General features: G+C 64.1%; 12 protein-coding genes. 5 read left to right on the top strand and 7 right to left on the bottom strand.

Going from position 1 to position 18878, the window contains the following annotated elements:
• Positions 1-23: 23 nt before the first annotated feature.
• The 3 genes from LB547_RS03110 to LB547_RS03100 all read right to left on the bottom strand — a co-directional run bounded on the left by LB547_RS03110 (position 24) and on the right by LB547_RS03100 (position 5330).
• The gene (locus LB547_RS03110; protein WP_140515265.1) at positions 24-1397 is read right to left on the bottom strand and encodes a class II 3-deoxy-7-phosphoheptulonate synthase; all 1374 of its coding nucleotides are present in this window, start codon (positions 1395-1397) and stop codon (positions 24-26) included.
• A gap of 136 nt (positions 1398-1533) precedes the next feature.
• A complete protein-coding gene (gene mfd / locus LB547_RS03105) occupies positions 1534-5031 on the bottom strand; it encodes a transcription-repair coupling factor (protein ID WP_140525395.1) in 3498 nt (1165 codons plus the stop codon).
• A gap of 11 nt (positions 5032-5042) precedes the next feature.
• Positions 5043-5330: a succinate dehydrogenase assembly factor 2 gene (locus LB547_RS03100; protein WP_140498959.1), complete on the bottom strand. Its 288-nt coding sequence runs from the start codon at positions 5328-5330 to the stop codon at positions 5043-5045.
• Positions 5331-5422: 92 nt separating this feature from the next.
• On the opposite strand from LB547_RS03100, the gene recG reads away from it, so the two are divergent.
• Positions 5423-7531 carry an ATP-dependent DNA helicase RecG gene (gene recG / locus LB547_RS03095; RefSeq protein WP_140633912.1) on the top strand — a complete coding sequence of 703 codons (2109 nt, stop codon included), beginning with the start codon at positions 5423-5425 and terminating at the stop codon, positions 7529-7531.
• Here recG and LB547_RS03090 read toward each other — a convergent pair.
• The 4 genes from LB547_RS03090 to LB547_RS03075 form a co-directional block, all read right to left on the bottom strand.
• Positions 7483-8235, bottom strand: a complete 753-nt coding sequence (locus tag LB547_RS03090; RefSeq protein WP_140557815.1) for a DUF502 domain-containing protein — start codon at positions 8233-8235, stop codon at positions 7483-7485. The two genes, recG and LB547_RS03090, sit on opposite strands and share 49 nt — an antisense overlap.
• A gap of 93 nt (positions 8236-8328) precedes the next feature.
• Positions 8329-10152 (bottom strand): glutamine--fructose-6-phosphate transaminase (isomerizing), encoded by a 1824-nt coding sequence (gene glmS / locus LB547_RS03085; protein WP_140761843.1) that lies wholly within the window; start codon positions 10150-10152, stop codon positions 8329-8331.
• A 174-nt stretch (positions 10153-10326) separates the two neighbouring features.
• Positions 10327-11685 carry a bifunctional UDP-N-acetylglucosamine diphosphorylase/glucosamine-1-phosphate N-acetyltransferase GlmU gene (gene glmU, locus LB547_RS03080; protein ID WP_140557818.1) on the bottom strand — a complete coding sequence of 453 codons (1359 nt, stop codon included), beginning with the start codon at positions 11683-11685 and terminating at the stop codon, positions 10327-10329.
• A gap of 157 nt (positions 11686-11842) precedes the next feature.
• Positions 11843-12589 (bottom strand): cytochrome c biogenesis CcdA family protein, encoded by a 747-nt coding sequence (locus LB547_RS03075; protein ID WP_140498969.1) that lies wholly within the window; start codon positions 12587-12589, stop codon positions 11843-11845.
• 157 nt (positions 12590-12746) lie between these two features.
• Here LB547_RS03075 and LB547_RS03070 point away from each other — a divergent pair, with 157 nt between their 5' ends.
• From LB547_RS03070 to LB547_RS03055, 4 genes are all read left to right on the top strand, one after another.
• Positions 12747-13124, top strand: coding sequence for a hypothetical protein (locus LB547_RS03070; protein ID WP_140525400.1), 378 nt, complete (start codon positions 12747-12749; stop codon positions 13122-13124).
• Positions 13125-13470: 346 nt separating this feature from the next.
• Entirely contained in the window at positions 13471-16092 is a 2622-nt protein-coding gene (topA, locus tag LB547_RS03065) for a type I DNA topoisomerase (protein ID WP_140518283.1), read from the top strand.
• Positions 16093-16098: 6 nt separating this feature from the next.
• Positions 16099-18417 carry a ribonuclease R gene (rnr, locus tag LB547_RS03060; protein WP_140761846.1) on the top strand — a complete coding sequence of 773 codons (2319 nt, stop codon included), beginning with the start codon at positions 16099-16101 and terminating at the stop codon, positions 18415-18417.
• Positions 18417-18863, top strand: a complete 447-nt coding sequence (locus LB547_RS03055; RefSeq protein ID WP_140501566.1) for a DUF983 domain-containing protein — start codon at positions 18417-18419, stop codon at positions 18861-18863. The genes rnr and LB547_RS03055 overlap by 1 nt, the downstream gene beginning before the upstream one ends.
• Positions 18864-18878 lie beyond the last annotated feature (15 nt).

Here is an 18878-nt window from a genome sequence, read left to right as displayed (position 1 = left end):
TCCTGTGAACTGCTTTGGACGGGTCAGCCGTTGGCGACCTGCTTGTGTTGCACCGGGTGGCTTTTCTTGAGCAGGTCCGACACCAGGAACGCCAGTTCGATGGCCTGGTCGGCATTGAGGCGCGGGTCGCAATGGGTGTGATAGCGGTCCTGCAATTCCTCGGCGGTGATGGCGCGGGCGCCGCCGGTGCATTCAGTCACGTTCTTGCCGGTCATCTCGACATGGATGCCGCCCGGATGCGTGCCTTCGGCGCGGTGCACCTCGAAGAACGTCTGCACCTCCTTCAGGATGCGGTCGAACGGCCGCGTCTTGTAGCCGGCCGCTTCGATCGTATTGCCATGCATCGGGTCTGACGACCAGACGACGCTACGGCCTTCCTTCTGCACCGCCCGCACCAGCTTCGGCAGATGCTCGGCGACCTTGTCGGAACCGAAGCGCGCGATCAGCGTCAGCCTGCCTGGCTCGTTCTCGGGGTTGAGCAGGTCGATCAGTTCCAGCAAGCCGTCCGGCGTCAGCGACGGGCCGCATTTCAGGCCGAGCGGGTTCTTGATGCCGCGGCAATATTCGACATGCGCATGGTCGGGCTGGCGGGTACGGTCGCCGATCCAGATCATGTGGCCAGACGTCGCGTACCAGTCGCCGGAGGTCGAATCGACACGCGTCAGCGCTTCCTCATAGCCGAGCAGCAGCGCCTCGTGGCTGGTATAGAAATCAGTCTCGCGCAGCGCGAAATTGGTTTCGGAGGTGATGCCGACCGCGCGCATGAAATCCATCGTCTCGGTGATGCGGTTGGCGAGCGACTCGTATTTTTCGGCCTGAGGGCTGTCGGAGACGAAGCCGAGCATCCAGCGATGCACATTCTCGAGGCTGGCGTAGCCGCCCTGCGCGAAGGCGCGCAAAAGATTGAGCGTTGCCGCCGACTGACGGTACGCCATTTCCTGGCGGGCAGGATCGGGAATGCGCGACTTGAGGTCGAATTCGATGCCATTGATGATGTCGCCGCGATAGCTCGGCAGCGTCACCTCGCCCTTGGTCTCGTTGTCGGACGAGCGTGGCTTGGCGAACTGGCCCGCAACGCGGCCGATCTTCACCACCGGCTGCGCACCGGCGAAGGTCAGCACCACCGACATTTGCAGGAAGACGCGGAAGAAGTCACGGATGTTGTCCGCGCCATGTTCGGCAAAGCTTTCGGCGCAATCGCCGCCCTGGAGCAGAAATGCCTCGCCGGCAGCGACGCTGGCCAGTTGCTTCTTCAGCTTGCGCGCTTCACCAGCAAAAACCAGCGGCGGAAAGGTGGCGAGCTGGGCCTCCGTGTTCTTCAGCGCGGCAAGGTCCGGATAAGCAGGGACCTGCTTGATCGGCTTTGCCCTCCACGAATTCGGCGACCATTTCGTCATCGCTGCACCCAACGCTCTTTCCGGCAAGCACCCTCGCCCGCCATTTCCAGCCCCCATGTGGGGTGGCGGCTCCATACACGAAGCCGATTTCCTATTCTAGACCGGAATTTCAGCGCTGGCGAATGGGCCGGGCTGGCTACGCCGCCTTCTCTACCAGCCGCGCCAGTTGCGTCATGACGACAGCCGAGCCCGCCAAACGCTTTTCCGCCGTTGGCCAGTCGCGGGTGAAGACGACACTTTGGTCCGGCCGGATCTTTGCCAGCGAGCCTTGCTCGCCGATAAATTTGACCAGTCCGACCGGGTTGGAAAACTCGCGCTTGCGGAAATGGATGACCACGCCCTTCGGCCCGGCATCGAGCTTCTCGACATTGGCCTTGCGGCAGAGGGCTTTGATGAAGACGATCTTGAGCAGATGCTTCACCTCCTCCGGCAGCGGGCCGAAACGGTCGATCAGCTCGGCGCCGAAAGCATCGATTTCCTCGGTGCTCTCGAGGTCGCCGAGGCGCCGATAGAGCGCCAGCCTGAGCTGCAGGTCCGGCACATAGCTCTCCGGGATCATCACCGCCGTGCCGACGGCGATCTGCGGCGACCAGCCGCCATCCAGCACCTCGCCGGAATCCTTCACCTCCGCGACCGCCTCCTCCAGCATCTGCTGGTAGAGCTCGAAGCCGACTTCCTTGATGTGGCCGGACTGCTCTTCGCCGAGCAGATTGCCTGCGCCTCTGATGTCGAGGTCGTGGCTGGCGAGCTGGAAGCCGGCGCCCAGCGTGTCGAGCGACTGCAGCACTTTCAGCCGACGTTCGGCGGTGTCGGTCAGCTTGCGGTTGGCCGGCAGTGTGAACAGTGCGTAGGCGCGCACCTTCGAGCGCCCGACACGGCCGCGCAACTGATAGAGCTGCGACAGGCCGAACATGTCGGCGCGATGGACGATCAGCGTGTTGGCGGTCGGGATGTCGAGGCCGGATTCGACGATGGTGGTCGACAAGAGAACGTCGTACTGGCCGTCGTAGAAGGCGTTCATGATGTCGTCGAGTTCGCCCGGCGGCATCTGGCCATGGGCCACCGCCACCTTCAGTTCCGGCACGGATTGGTTCAGGAAATCATGGATTTCCGCCAGATCGCTGATGCGCGGCACGACATAGAAGGAATGGCCGCCGCGATAACGCTCGCGCAACAACGTCTCGCGAATGACCAGCGGATCGAAGGGCGAGATGAAGGTGCGCACCGCCATGCGGTCGACCGGCGGCGTGGCGATCAGCGACAGTTCGCGCACGCCGGTCAATGCCAGTTGCAGCGTGCGCGGGATAGGCGTCGCCGACAGCGTCAGCACGTGGACGTCGGTCTTCAGGTCCTTCAGCCGTTCCTTGTGCTTGACGCCAAAATGCTGCTCTTCATCGATGATCAGTAGGCCGAGATTCTTGAACGAGATCGCGCTGCCGAGCAGCGCGTGGGTGCCGACCACGATATCCACCGTCCCTTCGGCAATGCCCTTCTTGGTCTCTGCCAGATCCTTTGCGCCGACCAGCCGCGATGCCTGGGCGACGCGGATCGGCAGGCCGGAAAAGCGCTGCGAGAAGGTCTTGAAATGCTGGCGGGACAACAGGGTTGTCGGCACGACGACCGCCACCTGAAATCCTTCCATCGCCGCGATGAAGGCGGCGCGCAGCGCCACTTCGGTCTTGCCGAAACCTACATCGCCGCAGATCAGCCGGTCCATCGGCTTGCCGGCCGCCAGATCGTCCCTGACGGAATCGATCGCCGTCTGCTGGTCATCGGTCTCCTCATAGGGGAAGCGCGCGGCGAACTCGCCATAGAGGCCTTCCGCCGGCACCAGCGGGGGTGCAGCGCGCATCTGCCGTTCGGCGGCGATGCGGATCAACTGCCCGGCCATGTCGAGCAGGCGTTTCTTCAGCCGCGCCTTGCGCGATTGCCAGGCGCCGCCGCCGAGTTTGTCGAGTGTCGCCTCGGCTGTATCGGAGCCGTAGCGCGACAGGAGCTCGATGTTTTCCACCGGCAGGAACAGCCGGTCGTCGCCGGCATAGTGGATTTCCAGGCAATCATGCGGCGCCCCGACGGCTTCGATTGTGCGCAGGCCGATGAAGCGGCCAATGCCGTGGTCGGCATGGACGACGATGTCGCCAGCCGACAGGGCCGAGGCTTCGGCAATGAAGTCGGACGCGCGCTTCTTGCGCTTGGAGCGCCGGATCAGCCGGTCGCCCAAAATGTCCTGTTCGGCGACGACGACCAGTCTTTCGGTCTCGAAACCGGATTCCAGCGGCAGCACGGCCAACGCCGCCTGCCCCGGCTCGAGTTTCTCCGCCTCCGCCAAGGTCGCCACCGGCGCAAGATTGCCCAGACGATGTTCGGCGAGAATTTGGCCGAGCCGGTCGAGCGAGCCCTCGGTCCAGCCGGCGACAATGACGCGGCGGCGTGCCGCGCGTTCGTCGGCGATGTGCTTTACCGCCACGTCGAAGACATTGACGTTGGGGTCGGCGCGCTCTTCCGCGAAGCTGCGGCCATGGCGCGAGCCGGCGTGGAAGACCTTTCTCGCTCCCGCATCCGGTGCGTCGAAGGCGGTGAAGTCGATCGCTTCGCGCGGTCCGAGAGAAGCGACGAGATTTTCCGGCGAGAGGTAAAGCAGGTCCGGCGCCACCGGCTTGTAGGGCACCGCGTCCTTCAGCGCACCTTCGGCCTGCTTTTTGCGCGCCTCGTAGTGATCGAGGATCAGCGTGTGGCGTTCGGCAAGCGCTTCATGCGCCAGATGGTCGAAAACGACAGGCGTGTCCGGCAGATAGTCGAACACGGTCTCCAACCGCTCGTAGAAGAACGGCAGCCAATGTTCCATGCCCGCGAAGCGCCGGCCTTCGCTGACCGCGGCGTAAAGCCCATCGTCCCGCGACGGCGCGCCGAACGCTTCGATATAGGCGCGGCGGAAGCGGCTGATCGTCTCCGGCGTCAGCGCCACCTCGCTCATCGCCTGGAGCGCCATGGACTTGCGCTGCCCGGTGGTGCGCTGCGTGGCCACGTCGAAGACGCGGATCGATTCCAGCGTATCGCCGAAGAAATCCAGCCTCAGCGCCTCGGCCCAGCCGGGTGCGAAAAGGTCGAGGATGCCGCCGCGCACGGCGAACTCGCCGATGCCGCGCACCGTCGGCACCCGGTCGAAGCCCGATGTCTCCAGCCGCGACACCAGCGCGTTCATATCGACCTGGTTGCCAGGTTTGGCGTGGAAGGTCTGCGCCTCGATGAGATCCGCGGGCGGAATGCGCTGGAGCAGCGCATTGGCGGTGGTGAGAATGACGGCGCGATGCGGCTTCCTCGCCAGCGCGATCATGGCGGCGAGCGCGTCGAGCCGCCGGGCGGCCGCATCCGAGCCGGGCGAGACGCGGTCATAGGGCAGGCAGTCCCAGGCGGGCAGTTCCAGCACGGGCAGGCCGGGAGCGGCAAAGGCCAGCGCCTCTGTGATTGCCGGCAGGCGCTGCCCGTCGCGCGCCACGAACAGCACCGGCTTGTCGGGCGCGATCTCGCGCGCCGCCTGCACCAGCGCGAAGGCTTCATAGCCGTCGGCGACGCCGTCGACGATGAACTGGCCGGCACGGCCTTTCGGCAAGCCGATGGTGGGAATGAGGCTCATGGAAGCGTTCTTCAAAAGGTCATTGTCCGGCGTGAAGCCATGATTTTTTGCAGGACCGCACAATCAATTTCGGCGGGAACAGGACGTTCGCCGGTGATCAAGGGCAGGAACTCGGTGTCGGGAATATCGAGGAGCTTTTCATATTGGTCGATTTCATCGCCGGTCAAGGCGCCGATCTCAGCATCGGCGAAGGTGCCGAGGATAAGGTCCATCTCGCGCATGCCGCGGTGCCAGGAGCGAAACAAGAGCTTGCGGCGGCGGGCGTCGAGCCCCTCGCTTGATCGTTTCGTTCCCGTCATTGTGCCGCATCCTCGCTTGCTGCGGCGCATATAGCGTGGATAGAAGGGGCTGTCAGCCTTGCGCTGCAGCCGTCGCGACATAAGCTGACATCATGCGTCCTTCCATCCTTGACCCGCTTTTCGTCCCGATCACGTCGCTCGCCGGTGTCGGGCCGAAGGTCGGCGCGCTGATCGAAAAAGTCGTCGCGGCCGATCTCGGCGACCGAGCGGCGCGCGCCGGCGATCTTCTGTTCGTGCTGCCGCATACCGTCATCGACCGCCGCAACCGGCCGGGCATTGCCGGCTCGGCCGAAGGCGCCATCGTCACGCTCGACCTGCGCATCGACCGCCACCAGCCGCCGCCGCGCGGCAACAGGTCGGTGCCTTACCGGGTCTACGCCCATGACGATACCGGCGAAGTGGCGCTGACCTTCTTCCACGCCCATGCTGCCTATCTGGAAAAATCGATGCCTGTGGGCGAGCATGTCGTGGTCTCCGGACGCATGGAATGGTTCAACGGGCGCCCGACCATGGTCCACCCGGATCATATCGCCTTGGCCGGCGACGCCGAAAACCTGCCGCTGGTCGAGCCGGTCTATCCGCTCACGGCGGGGCTGTCCGCCAAGGTGCTGCGCCGCGCCATCGGCCAGGCGCTCGGCCGTCTGCCGGAACTGCCTGAGTGGCAGGATGGCGCTTTCATGCGCCGCCAGAGTTTCCCGTCTTTCGGTGACGCGCTGGCCCGCATCCATCATCCCGCGGACCCGATCGATGTCGCCATCGAAGGCGCCGCATGGCGGCGCCTCGCCTATGACGAGTTGCTGGCGGGCCAGGTGTCGCTCGCCCTGGTCCGGTCGAGGGTCCGCAGGCTGTCCGGCCGGCCGCTCACCGGCGACAGCCGGATCGTCGACAAGCTGCGCGCGGCCCTGCCCTACACATTGACCGCGTCCCAGGAATTCGCGCTCGCCGAAATCAATGCAGACCTCGCCGACCCCGAGCGCATGCTGCGCCTCCTGCAAGGCGACGTCGGCTCCGGCAAGACGGTCGTTGCGCTCCTGGCCATGGCGCGTGCCGTCGAGGCTGGCGGCCAGGCTGCCCTAATGGCGCCGACAGAGATCCTGGCGCGCCAGCACGTGGCGACGATCGCCCCTTTGGCGGAACGGGCAGGCATGCGCACGGCCATCCTCACCGGTCGCGAAAAGGGCCGCGAACGCACCGAAACGCTGGCGGGACTGGCCGGCGGCGAGATCGACATCGTCATCGGCACCCACGCGCTGTTCCAGGAAACGGTGGCGTTCCACGACCTCGTCCTTGCCGTCGTGGACGAGCAGCATCGCTTCGGCGTTCACCAGCGGCTTGCCATCACCGCCAAGGGCGACGCGCCAGACATGCTGGTGATGACAGCAACCCCCATTCCGCGCACGCTGGTGCTGACCGCCTTCGGCGACATGGACGTCTCCAAGCTGACGGAAAAGCCGGCCGGCCGGCAGCCGATCCGCACCGTCACGCTGCCGCTTGAGCGGCTGGACGAACTCGTCGATCGCATGGTGGAAGCGGTGGCCGGCGGCCAGAAAATCTACTGGATATGCCCGCTTGTGGAAGAATCCGAAGAGATAAAGCTGATGTCGGCCGAGGACCGCTTTGCTTCCCTGAAGCCGCTGTTCGGCGACCGGATCGGCCTCGTCCACGGCCGCATGAAGGGCGCCGAGAAGGACGAAGCGATGCGCGCCTTCAAGCAGGGCGAGACACGTATCCTGATTGCCACAACCGTCATCGAGGTCGGCGTCGACGTGCCGGACGCGACCATCATGGTCGTCGAACACGCCGAACGTTTCGGCCTCGCCCAGCTGCACCAGTTGCGCGGCCGCGTCGGGCGCGGCGACAAGCCTTCGTCCTGTGTATTGCTCTACAAGGATCCGCTCGGCGAAACGGCCAAGCGGCGCCTGTCGGTGATGCGCGAGACCGAGGATGGCTTCGTGATCGCCGAGGAGGACCTGAAGCTGCGCGGCGAAGGCGAATTGCTTGGCACCCGTCAGTCCGGCACGCCGGGCTTCCAGGTCGCGCGCATCGAGGCGCATGCGGACCTGCTCGAAGCGGCCCGCGATGACGCAAGACTGATCCTGTCGCGTGATCCGGACCTGCAGACCGAGCGCGGCGAAGCGCTGCGCCTGCTGCTCTACTTGTTCGGCCGCGACGAGGCGGTGCGGCTCCTGCGGGCGGGATAAGGCCCGAGCGGCGGATTGGCCAGGGTGCCCGTGATCGGCTCGCCATTCAGCATCACCAGCTTCGTTTTCACCTCCGGCGCCACCAGCCCGGCCGAGACGATCAGCTTGGCGCCATCCTCGATCGTCATGTCGAGCAGCACGATGTCCGACTTCGGCACATACATCAGGAAGCCCGTCGTCGGATTGGGCGTACAAGGCATGAAGACAGCGGTCAGCGGATCGCCTTCCTGGTCAAGCTTCTGGTTGATCTCGGTTTCCTTCTCGCTGGCCACGAACACCAGCGACCACACCCCCTTGCGCGGATATTCGACCAAGCCGACCTGGCGGAACATGTCACCTTTGTTCGACAGCACGGTTTCGAAAATCTGCTTCAGCGAGCGATAGATGCCCCGCACCAGCGGCATGCGGCCAAGCAGGCGCTCGCCGAAATTGACGATGGCGCGGCCGACGATATTGGCGGTCATGAACCCGATCAGCGTGATCAGGACAAGCGCCACGATCAGCCCGAACCCCGGAACCGGGAACGGCAGATAGGTATCGGGACTGTAGCGTGCCGGAATATAGGGTTTGACCCAGGAATCCACCCAACCGATGAAGGACCACGCGATATAGGCGGTGATCGCCAGCGGCGCGCAGACGACGAAGCCTGTGAGGAAATAGTTCCTCAGCCGGGTCATGCCGGAGGTCTTGAGAGCATCTGACATGGTTCACCGGGGCGCGAGTTGCAGCGCAAACATTAGTGAACCGGAAGGCGCTTTGGAACTGCGAAGTTTTTAAAGCACCTGTTTAAAAAACGCCTACTCCACCGTCACCGATTTCGCCAGATTGCGCGGCTGGTCGACGTCGGTGCCCATGAAAACGGCGGCGAAATAGGCCAGCATCTGGATCGGCAGCGCGTAGATGATCGGCGAGATGATTTCCGGCACGTCCGGAAGGATGATCGTCTCCATCGTCTTCACGCTCGCCTGCGCGGCGCCCTTGGCGTCGGTGATCAGGATGATCTTGCCGCCGCGCGCCGCCACCTCCTGCATGTTGGACACAGTCTTCTCGAAGATGCGGTCATGCGGCGCGATGACGATGACCGGCATGTTCTCGTCGATAAGCGCGATCGGCCCGTGCTTCAACTCGCCCGCGGCATAGCCCTCGGCGTGGATGTAGGAGATCTCCTTGAGCTTCAGCGCGCCTTCCATGGCGAGCGGGAAATTGGTGTCGCGTCCGAGATAGAGCACGTCCTTGTAGCGCGACAGGTCCCGCGCGATCCGTTCGATCTGCTCTTCGAGTTTGAGCACCTGGTTGGCATAGCGCGGCGCCTCGGAAAGCGCCCGCACCAGCGACTTTTCCTCGTCCCGCGAAATCGTGCCGCGCGCCACGCCCGCCCGGACGGCGAGCGAGGCCAGCACCGACAACTGGCAGGTGAAGGCCTTGGTCGAGGCGACACCGATCTCCGGCCCGGCCAGCGTCGGCAAGATGACGTCGGATTCGCGCGCCATGGTCGATTCCCGCACGTTGACGACGGCGCCGATCTTCATGCCGGCCTTGCGGCAATAGCGCAGCGAGGCCAGCGTGTCGGCGGTCTCGCCCGATTGCGAGATGAAGAAGGCGGCGTCGTTCTTCGACAGCGGCATTTCGCGGTAGCGAAATTCGGAGGCGACATCGATGTCGACCGGGAGCCGAGCGTAGCGCTCGAACCAGTATTTGCTGATCAGTCCGGCGAGATAGGCGGTACCGCAGGCCGAAATCGCCAGCCGGTTGATCGTAGCAAAGTCGAACGGCAGGTCGAGCGGCTTGGAGACGCCGGAAACAAAATCGACATAATGCGCCAGCGTGTGCGAGATCACCTCCGGCTGCTCATGGATTTCCTTCTCCATGAAGTGGCGGCGATTGCCCTTGTCGACCATGAAGCTGGTCGAGAGCGACTGCTGGCGCTTGCGGTCGACCTTTTCGCCGTCAATGTCGAAGATGGCGACACCGCTGCGGCGCACCACCGCCCAGTCGCCGTCTTCCAGATAGGTGATCGAATTGGTGAACGGGGCAAGCGCGATGGCGTCGGAGCCCAGGAACATCTCGCCGTCGCCATGGCCGACCGCCAGCGGTGGGCCGTTGCGAGCGCCAACGATGAGGTCCTCGTCGCCCGTGAACATGATCGCCAGCGCAAAGGCGCCTTCCAGCCGCTTGAGCGCCTCATGCGCGGCATCGACCGGCTTCAAGCCTTTCGCGACTTCCCGCGCCACCAGATGCGCGACGACCTCGGTGTCGGTCTGCGACGAGAAGGAATAGCCGTCGCGGATCAGTTCGTCGCGCAGCTCGGCGAAATTCTCGATGATGCCGTTGTGGACGATGGCGACGCCATTGGAGAAATGCGGGTGCGCGTTGGTCTCGTTCGGCACGCCATGCGTGGCCCAGCGGGTGTGACCGATGCCGATCGTGCCGTCGAGCGGCTCGTCCTTCAGCCGGCGTTCGAGATTGACCAGCTTGCCTTCGGCGCGGCGGCGGCCAAGCGCCCCCTTCTCTATGGTGGCGACGCCGGCCGAATCGTAGCCTCGATATTCAAGCCGCTTCAGCGCATCGACGATGAGCGGCGCAACCTGCGAATGGCCGACAATTCCAACGATACCGCACATGCAGACAGTCCCCAATCCCCGGCAGAACCCGGCGCTATCTACGGATTGCCGGGCTCTCGCGAAAGTTACTTTGCGTTTCGTTCCGTGTAATGGGAACAGTCTCGTACGCATGCATCATGACACAGCGCACTTGCAATCCAGTTACTGCAATCGTTCAGTTTTTGAAGACCGGTTTTACCTCTTTTTGGCAACCGCGGCCGACGCGAAGCGCTCGCGCAATTCCTTGCCTTTGCCGGGGATCGTCTTCTGGCGGGCACGCCCGAAGGCCAGCGCATCGTCGGGCACGCTTTCGGTGATGACGCTGCCCGAGGCGATATAGCCGCCCTTGCCAATGGTGACCGGCGCGACAAGCGAGGAATTCGATCCGACAAAGGCGCCCTCGCCGATATCGGTGAAGTGCTTCAGATAGCCGTCATAATTGCAGGTGATCGTGCCGGCGCCGATGTTGGCCCCGGCGCCCACCCGCGCGTCGCCGATATAGGTCAAATGGTTGACCTTGGCGCCCTCCTCGATGACGGCCTGCTTGACCTCGCAGAAATTGCCGACCTTGGCTTTCTGTTTGAGATCGGCGCCCGGCCGCAGCCGCGCGAAGGGGCCGACATCGCAATGAGCGGCGACGATGGCGCCTTCGATATGGCTGAAGGCGTGAATCCTGGCGCCGCCTGCAATCTTCACACCGGGCCCGAACCAGACGTTCGGCTCGACAATAGTATCGGCGCCGATCTCGGTGTCGTGCGAGAAATACACCGTTTCTGGTGCGATCAGCGTCACGCCCGAAAGCATCGCTTCCTGCCGGCGGCGTGCCTGCCAGATGCCTTCGGCCTGCGCCAGCTCGGCGCGGTTGTTGATGCCGAGCGCATTCTCGAAGCTGGCTTCGGTGGCGACGACATCGAGGCCCTGGTTGCTGGCAAGCTCGACGATATCGGTGAGATAGTATTCGCCCTTGGCGTTCCTGTTGCCGACGGCGTCGAGCAGTTTCATCGCCTGGCTGCCGGCAATCGCCATCAGCCCGCCATTGCAGAAGGTGATCTTCTTCTCCTCGTCGGAGCAGTCCTTTTCCTCGCGGATGGCGACGAGCTTGCCACCTTTTTCGATCAGGCGGCCATAGCCGGTGGGGTTCGCCGTGCGGAAGCCGATGACCACGACGGCAGCACCTTGCGCCAGCTTCAGGCGCGCGGCCGTGAGGGCGTCCGGATCGATCAGCGGCGTATCGCCGAACATGACGAGGATATCGTCGTAACCTTTTGATATAGCAGCGCGCGCGGCAAGCACCGCATGCGCAGTGCCGAGGCGCTTTTCCTGCACGAAAGCCTCTACCTCCGGCGCGAATTTCTGCGCCGCCTTGCGCATCTCCTCGGCGCCGTGGCCGATCACCAGCGCAAGGTCGCCGGCGCCCGCTGCCTCGGCCGCCTTGACCACATGCGCGACCATCGGCAGCCCGGCGATCTGGTGCAGCACCTTGGGCAGCGCGCTCTTCATGCGCGTGCCTTCGCCGGCGGCGAGGATGACGGATAGGCATGTTCTCTGGTTCATGGAAGGACAACCATAGGAAAAGCGTTGGGAATCAAATCATGCTAGCAGTGGGCGCCATGCTGCACCAATGCGGTTAAATTCCGGTGAGATGGTGAGCAGCCGACTCTTAATCAGCGGGTCACAGGTTCAATCTTGTGCGCACCCGATACCGACAGCCTTATCCCAGCCGGCCCAGCAGCGGAAAATTCTCCAGCAGCCAATACGACACGGCCTGCACCCCGCCGGTGAGGAAAAACACGCCGGCGACGACCAGCAATGCGCCGATCGCCTTCTCGACGCGGCCGAGATGGACGCGGAATTTGCCGAGGAAACGCATGAAGGCGCCGGAAAACAGTGCCGCGATCAGGAATGGGATACCGAGGCCGAGCGAATAGGCGGCGAGCAGCAATGCGCCTTCGCCCACTGTCTCGCGGCCGCCGGCCAGCGTCAGGATCGGCCCCAGCACCGGGCCGATGCACGGCGTCCAGCCGAAGGCGAAGGCCAGTCCCATGACATAGGCCGCGACCGCGCTTGCCGGTTTGCCCTGCGACTGGAAACGCGCCTCGCGCGACAAAAGCGGAATGCGCAGGATGCCGAGGAAATTCAGCCCCATCAGGATGATCAGCACGCCGGCGCCCATTGCCAGCGGCTCCTGCCAGACGCGCAGGAGGCGGCCGATGCTCGAGGCGCCGGCGCCCAGCGCGACGAACACGGTCGAGAAGCCGAGCACGAAGGCAATCGAGGAATAAAGCAGCGCGGTACGGGCGCCGGCTTTGGCGGCTGCCCCGGCATTGCCGCGAAAATCGTCGACCGACACGCCGGCCATGTAGCAGAGATAGGGCGGCACCAGCGGTAGCACGCAAGGCGACAGGAACGAGATCGCCCCTGCCCCGACCGCGCTGACATAGCCTATATCGAGTGCCATTCCAGAACTCCGACTTTACGGCGCCGATATAGCGACGCCCGGGCCCCTCTGCCAATCACCATTGTGTTGGCATGCCCGGGAATAAACGTCGGTACCTGCGCGTTGATCGAGCGAGGCCGCGATTGCCGCGCATCCTCGGATCAGCAGGGAGATTTCGATGAAAACCGTGACACTAGGGTTGGCCGCGCTTTTGCTCAGCACCGCCGCGTCTTTCGCAGCAGAGGCCTGGAAGGAGGCCGAGGTCGGCGGCACCAAGATCTACACCGATGCCAACGGCATGACGCTCTATACCTATGACAAGGACGAGAAGGGCAAGACCAACTGCTATGACAAATGCGCCACAAACTGGCCGCCGCTGAAGGCCGAGGCCGGCGCCAAGGCGGACGATGAATGGACCGTCGTCGACCGCACCGACGGCACCAAGATGTGGGCCTATGACGGCAAGCCCGTCTACACATTCATCAAGGACAAGAAGGCCGGCGATGTGTCGGGTGATGGCGTCGGCGGCGTCTGGCATATCGTAAAGGCCGACTAAGGCTGCCACCTTAACTTCGACGTTGCTGCCGGGCGTGCCTTCAACGCCTGGCAGTCCGCATCAGACGCGCTGGCGCGGCATTTGACTCGGTCCACAGGGTCGCCGGCGACCTCATCGGCGCCAATTTGAGCCGCTCCTCACCGCTCCAGCCATTTGTCTTAGTTACCCCTCAACAATGTGATCTTCTCCTTACACTCTTAGAGTGTATTGCTGCCGGCACTCTTGCAATTTGGCCGCTTCCCCTTGACCGGATGCAAAAGCGCGGCCATGTGAGCGACGAACAGAACCGAGATTTCGTCGCGCGCAGCGGAATTCTTCTGCCGCATCACAGCTGATATGAGCCCTCATGGACGTCGTCGTCGTCGAATCGCCGGCCAAGGCGAAGACAATTAACAAATACCTCGGCAAGAACTACAAGGTTCTGGCCTCGTTCGGCCATGTCCGTGATTTGCCGGCCAAGGATGGCTCGGTGCGACCGGACGAGGATTTCGCCATGTCCTGGGCGGTCGACACGGCATCCGGCAAGCGCCTCGCCGACATCGCCAAGGCGGTCAAGGACGCCGACGGCCTGATCCTCGCCACCGACCCGGACCGCGAGGGCGAGGCCATTTCCTGGCACGTTCTGGAAGTCTTGCGGCAGAAGCGCGCGCTGAAGGACAAGCCGGTCAGCCGCGTCGTCTTCAACGCCATCACCAAGAGCTCGGTGCTCGAGGCGATGGCCAATCCGCGCCAGATCGATGCGCCGCTGGTCGACGCCTATCTCGCCCGCCGGGCGCTCGACTATCTCGTCGGCTTCACTCTTTCGCCGGTACTGTGGCGCAAGCTCCCCGGAGCCCGTTCCGCCGGCCGCGTGCAGTCGGTCGCCTTGCGGCTGGTCTGCGATCGCGAATCCGAGATCGAACGCTTCATCCGCGAGGAATACTGGCAGATCGCTGCCATCCTCGGCACGCCGCGCAACGAGAACTTCGAGGCGCGCCTGACCGCTTTCGAGCGCAAGAAGTTGCAGAAGCTCGACATCGCCAACAAGGCGCAGGCCGACGACATCAAGGCCATGCTCGAGGGCGCGGCCTTCAAGGCGCTGTCCGTCGAAGCAAAACCCACCAAGCGCAATCCGGGCCCGCCCTTCACCACCTCGACATTGCAGCAGGCCGCCTCGTCGGGCCTCGGCTTTTCGGCCAACCGCACGATGCAGGTGGCGCAGCGCCTCTATGAAGGAATGGAGATCGGCGGCGAAACCACCGGCCTGATCACCTATATGCGAACCGACGGCGTGCAGATGGCGCCCGAGGCGATCTCGGCCGCACGCGATGCCATCGCCAAGGAATTCGGCCCGAAATACCTGCCGGAAAAGCCGCGCCTGTACACGACCAAGGCCAAGAACGCCCAGGAAGCGCACGAAGCGATCCGCCCGACCGACTTCATGCGCACGCCGGCATCGGTCAGGCAATATCTCGATGCCGACCAGATGCGGCTCTATGAATTGATCTGGAAGCGCGCCATCGCCAGCCAGATGCAGCCGGCGGAGATCGAACGCACCACGGTCGAGATCGAGGCGGTCAACGGTGCTCGCACGGCCGAGTTGCGCGCCGTCGGTTCGGTCGTGCGCTTCGACGGTTTCATCGCCGCCTATACCGATCAGAAGGACGATGATTCCGAGGACGAGGAAAACCGCCGCCTGCCCGAAATCCGCGCCGGCGAGCAGCTTGCCCGCCAGGCGATCAACGCCACCCAGCACACGACCGAACCGCCGCCGCGTTATTCCGAAGCTTCGCTGATCAAGAAGCTGGAGGAGCTCGGCATCGGCCGGCCGTCGACCTACACGGCGATCCTGAAGACGCTCGAGGACCGCGACTACGTCACCATCGACAAGCGCCGGCTTGTGCCGCAGGCAAAGGGCCGGCTGCTGTCGGCCTTCCTGGAAAGCTTCTTCGAGCGTTATGTCGAATATGACTTTACCGCATCGCTCGAGGAAAAGCTCGACGAGATCTCCGACGGCAAGCTCGCCTGGAAGGACGTTCTGCGCGATTTCTGGAAGGATTTTTCCGGCGCCGTGGCCGACATCAAGGAACTACGCGTCACCGATGTGCTCGATGCGCTGAACGAGGAACTGGCGCCGCTGGTTTTCCCTGCCCGGGAGGACGGCTCCAATCCGCGCATCTGCCCCAAATGCGGCACCGGCAATTTGTCGCTCAAGCTCGGCAAGTTCGGCGCCTTCGTCGGCTGCTCGAACTATCCCGAATGCTCCTTCACCCGCCAGCTCGGCGACGCGGCCAATCCCAATGGCGAGAATGGCGGCGGCGAGGACGGCACCAAGGTGCTCGGCAAGGATCCCTACACGGCTGAGGAGATCACGCTGCGCAGCGGCCGCTTTGGCCCCTACATCCAGCGTGGCGACGGCAAGGAAGCCAAGCGTTCCAGCTTGCCCAAGGGCTGGACGCCCGATTCGATCGACCATGAGAAGGCGCTTGCCCTGCTTTCCCTGCCGCGCGATGTCGGCAAGCATCCGGAAACCGGCAAGATGATCTCGGCCGGGCTTGGCCGCTACGGGCCTTTCGTGCTGCATGACGGCACCTACGCCAATCTCGACAGCATCGAGGATGTGTTCTCGATCGGCCTCAACCGCGCCGTTTCGGTGATCGCCGAGAAGCAGTTGAAGGGCAAGGGCGGCCGCAATGGCGGCACTGCGGCAGCCCTCAAGGAGCTTGGCGATCATCCCGACGGCGGCGGCAAGATCGTCGTGCGCGACGGCAAGTACGGGCCTTACGTCAATTTCGGCAAGGTCAATGCCACGCTGCCCAAGGGCAAGGATCCGCAATCGGTGACGATGGAGGATGCGCTGGCGCTGATCGCCGAGAAGGAAGCCAAAGGCGGCGGCGGCAAGAAGCCTTTCCGCAAAGCGGCGGCGGCCAAGGCGCCCGCTACCAAGAAGACGGCGGCCAAGAAGCCTGCCGCCAGGAAAAAGGGATAGAACGGCGTGGCGCGCAGGATCTCCGCAACAACCCACGGCGACCCGCGCACCGCCGACACAACGGCCAAGGTCAAGGGCGATTACAGGCCCTCGCGTGACGAAATCCTGCGCTACATCGCCGAAAATCCGGATCGCGCTGGAAAACGCGACATCGCCAAGGCGTTCGCGCTGCGCGGCCCGGACCGCATTTGGCTGAAGGATCTCCTGCGCGACCTGCAGGACGAAGGCGTCCTGACCAAGGAGCGTAAGCGCCTGGCCCGCGTTGGCGCCCTGCCCCATGTCACAGTGCTCGACATTTTCGACCGCGACGCCGACGGCGTGCTGCTGGCGCGTCCCACCGAACACACCGCCAATGGACCGCCCCCCATCGTTTCCATCCGCCTGTCGCGCAGTGGCGGCGGACCGGCGCCTGGCATTGGCGATCGCGTGCTGGCCAAGACCTTTCCCGCCGACGACACGAATGTCGCCTTGGGCGGCCCGGCCTACACAGGGCGGGTGATGAAGATATTCGAGAAGCGCACGGATGCCGTTCTCGGCGTCTTTCGGGTGCTTCAGGACGGCAGCTTCCGCATCGAGCCGGTGGAGCGCCGGCAACCCGAACTGATCGTCGACAAGGAATTCCAGAACGGAGCCAAGAACGGCGATCTCGTCGAGGTCGAGCCCGCCCGGGCCTCGCGCTATGGCTTGCCGAGAGCAAAAGTGCTCAACGTGCTGGGCTCGCTGACCAGCGAAAAGGCGGTCTCGATGATCGCCATCCACGCACATGACATTCCGCATGTCTTCCCGGCCGACGTCATCGCCGAAGCCGAAGCCGTCAAGCCTGCGACGATGGCCAACCGCGAGGACTGGCGCGAACTGCCGCTGGTCACCATCGACCCGGCCGACGCCAAGGACCACGACGACGCGGTGTTCGCTACGCCCGATCTCGATGAGAAGAACCCCGGCGGCGTGGTCATCACGGTCGCCATCGCCGACGTGGCTGCTTACGTCCGCTACGGCACTCCACTCGACCGTGAAGCGCTGAAGCGCGGCAACTCGGTCTATTTCCCGGATCGCGTCGTGCCGATGCTGCCCGAGCGCATCTCCAACGATCTCTGCTCGCTGCGCGAAGGCCAGGATCGCCCGGCACTGGCCGTGCGCATGACCTTCTCGGCGGACGGGCGCAAGGTCAGGCATTCCTTCCATCGCGTCATGATGAAGTCGACGGCCAAGCTCGCCTACCCGCAGGCGCAGGCGGCGATCGACGGCGTGCCGGACGACAAGACCGGGCCGATCCTCGACGCGGTGCTGAAGCCGCTATGGGATGCCTATGCGATCCTCAAGCGCGGACGCGATGGCCGCCAGCCGCTCGAACTCGACCTGCCCGAGCGCAAGATCCTGCTGAAGCCCGACGGCACGGTCGATCGCGTCGTCGTGCCGGAACGGCTCGATGCCCACAAGCTCATCGAAGAATTCATGATCCAGGCCAATGTCGCCGCCGCCGAGACACTCGAGGCGAAGAAGCAGGCGCTGGTGTACCGCACCCACGACGCGCCCTCGCTGGCCAAGCAGGAATCGCTGCGCGAATTTCTGCAAACCCTGGGCCTGTCGCTGGCGCGCGGTGCGCAGATGCGGCCCGCCCAGTTCAACGGCATTCTCGAGCGCGTGCGCGGCGCCGACAATGAAGGTCTGGTCAACGAGGTGGTGCTGCGCTCGCAGAGCCAGGCCGAATATTCACCCAAGAACATCGGCCATTTCGGCCTCAACCTGAACCGTTACGCGCATTTCACCTCGCCGATCCGCCGTTACGCCGACCTCATCGTGCACCGCGGGCTTATCGCCGCACTCGGCCTCGGCCCAGGGGGCCTGACGCAGGAGGAGGAAGCGCGGCTCGAGGATGTTTCGGTGCTGATTTCCGGCACAGAACGCCGTGCAATGGCGGCCGAACGCGACACGGTCGACCGGCTGATCGCCGCTTATCTCGCCGAGCGCATCGACGACCGTTTCGACGCCCGCATTTCCGGCGTCACCAAATCGGGACTATTTGTCCAATTGCCGCAGTATGGCGCGGATGGTTTCATCCCCGTGTCAACTCTGGGCGGCGATTACTATATATATGACGAAACGGCCCGCTCGCTCTACGGAGAACGCTCGGGCAAGGGTTATCAGCTGGCGGACCGTGTCGAGGTCCGTCTCGTCGAAGTGGCGCCGATGGCCGGCGCGATGCGCTTTGAGATGTTGACCGACCCGAAGCCCCTGCCTGGCTCCGTCAGGTCGTTTCACAAGGCAAAAGGCCGCGCCCGTGCGTCACAATCGCGCCCAGGCTCGCGTGGCAGGAGACGATGATGGCAAGAGTCACGGAAGAACAGGTTTTCGGCGGTGAACATCACTCGGGCCGGGTCGCGCGTCCGCTGTGGACGGCGATGAAGCGCGGCATGCTCGGCCGCTGCCCGCATTGCGGCGAAGGCAAGCTGTTTCGCGGCTTCACCAAGACCGTCGAGACATGCAGCGTCTGCGGCGAGGAGATACACCATCACCGCGCCGACGACCTGCCCGCCTATCTGGTCATCGTCATCGTCGGCCACATCGTGCTCGGCGCCTTCATGGGCGTGGAGGCGACGTCGACCCTTTCCACCTGGCAGCACATCGCCATCTGGGTACCCTTGACGATCCTGCTGTCGGTTGCACTGCTGCAGCCGGTGAAAGGTGCCGTCATCGGATTGCAATGGGCATTCTATATGCACGGTTTTGCTGGCGAACACGACGTGGCTGAACCCCATCCCGGTGCCTGAGGTGCTGGCTGGCGC

The organism is Mesorhizobium sp. B264B1B, assembly GCF_020165765.1.
Classification (GTDB): Bacteria; Pseudomonadota; Alphaproteobacteria; order Rhizobiales; family Rhizobiaceae; genus Mesorhizobium.
The sequence above is the reverse complement of the archived record's forward strand: the minus strand, read 5'-3'. Positions and strand labels throughout refer to the sequence as shown.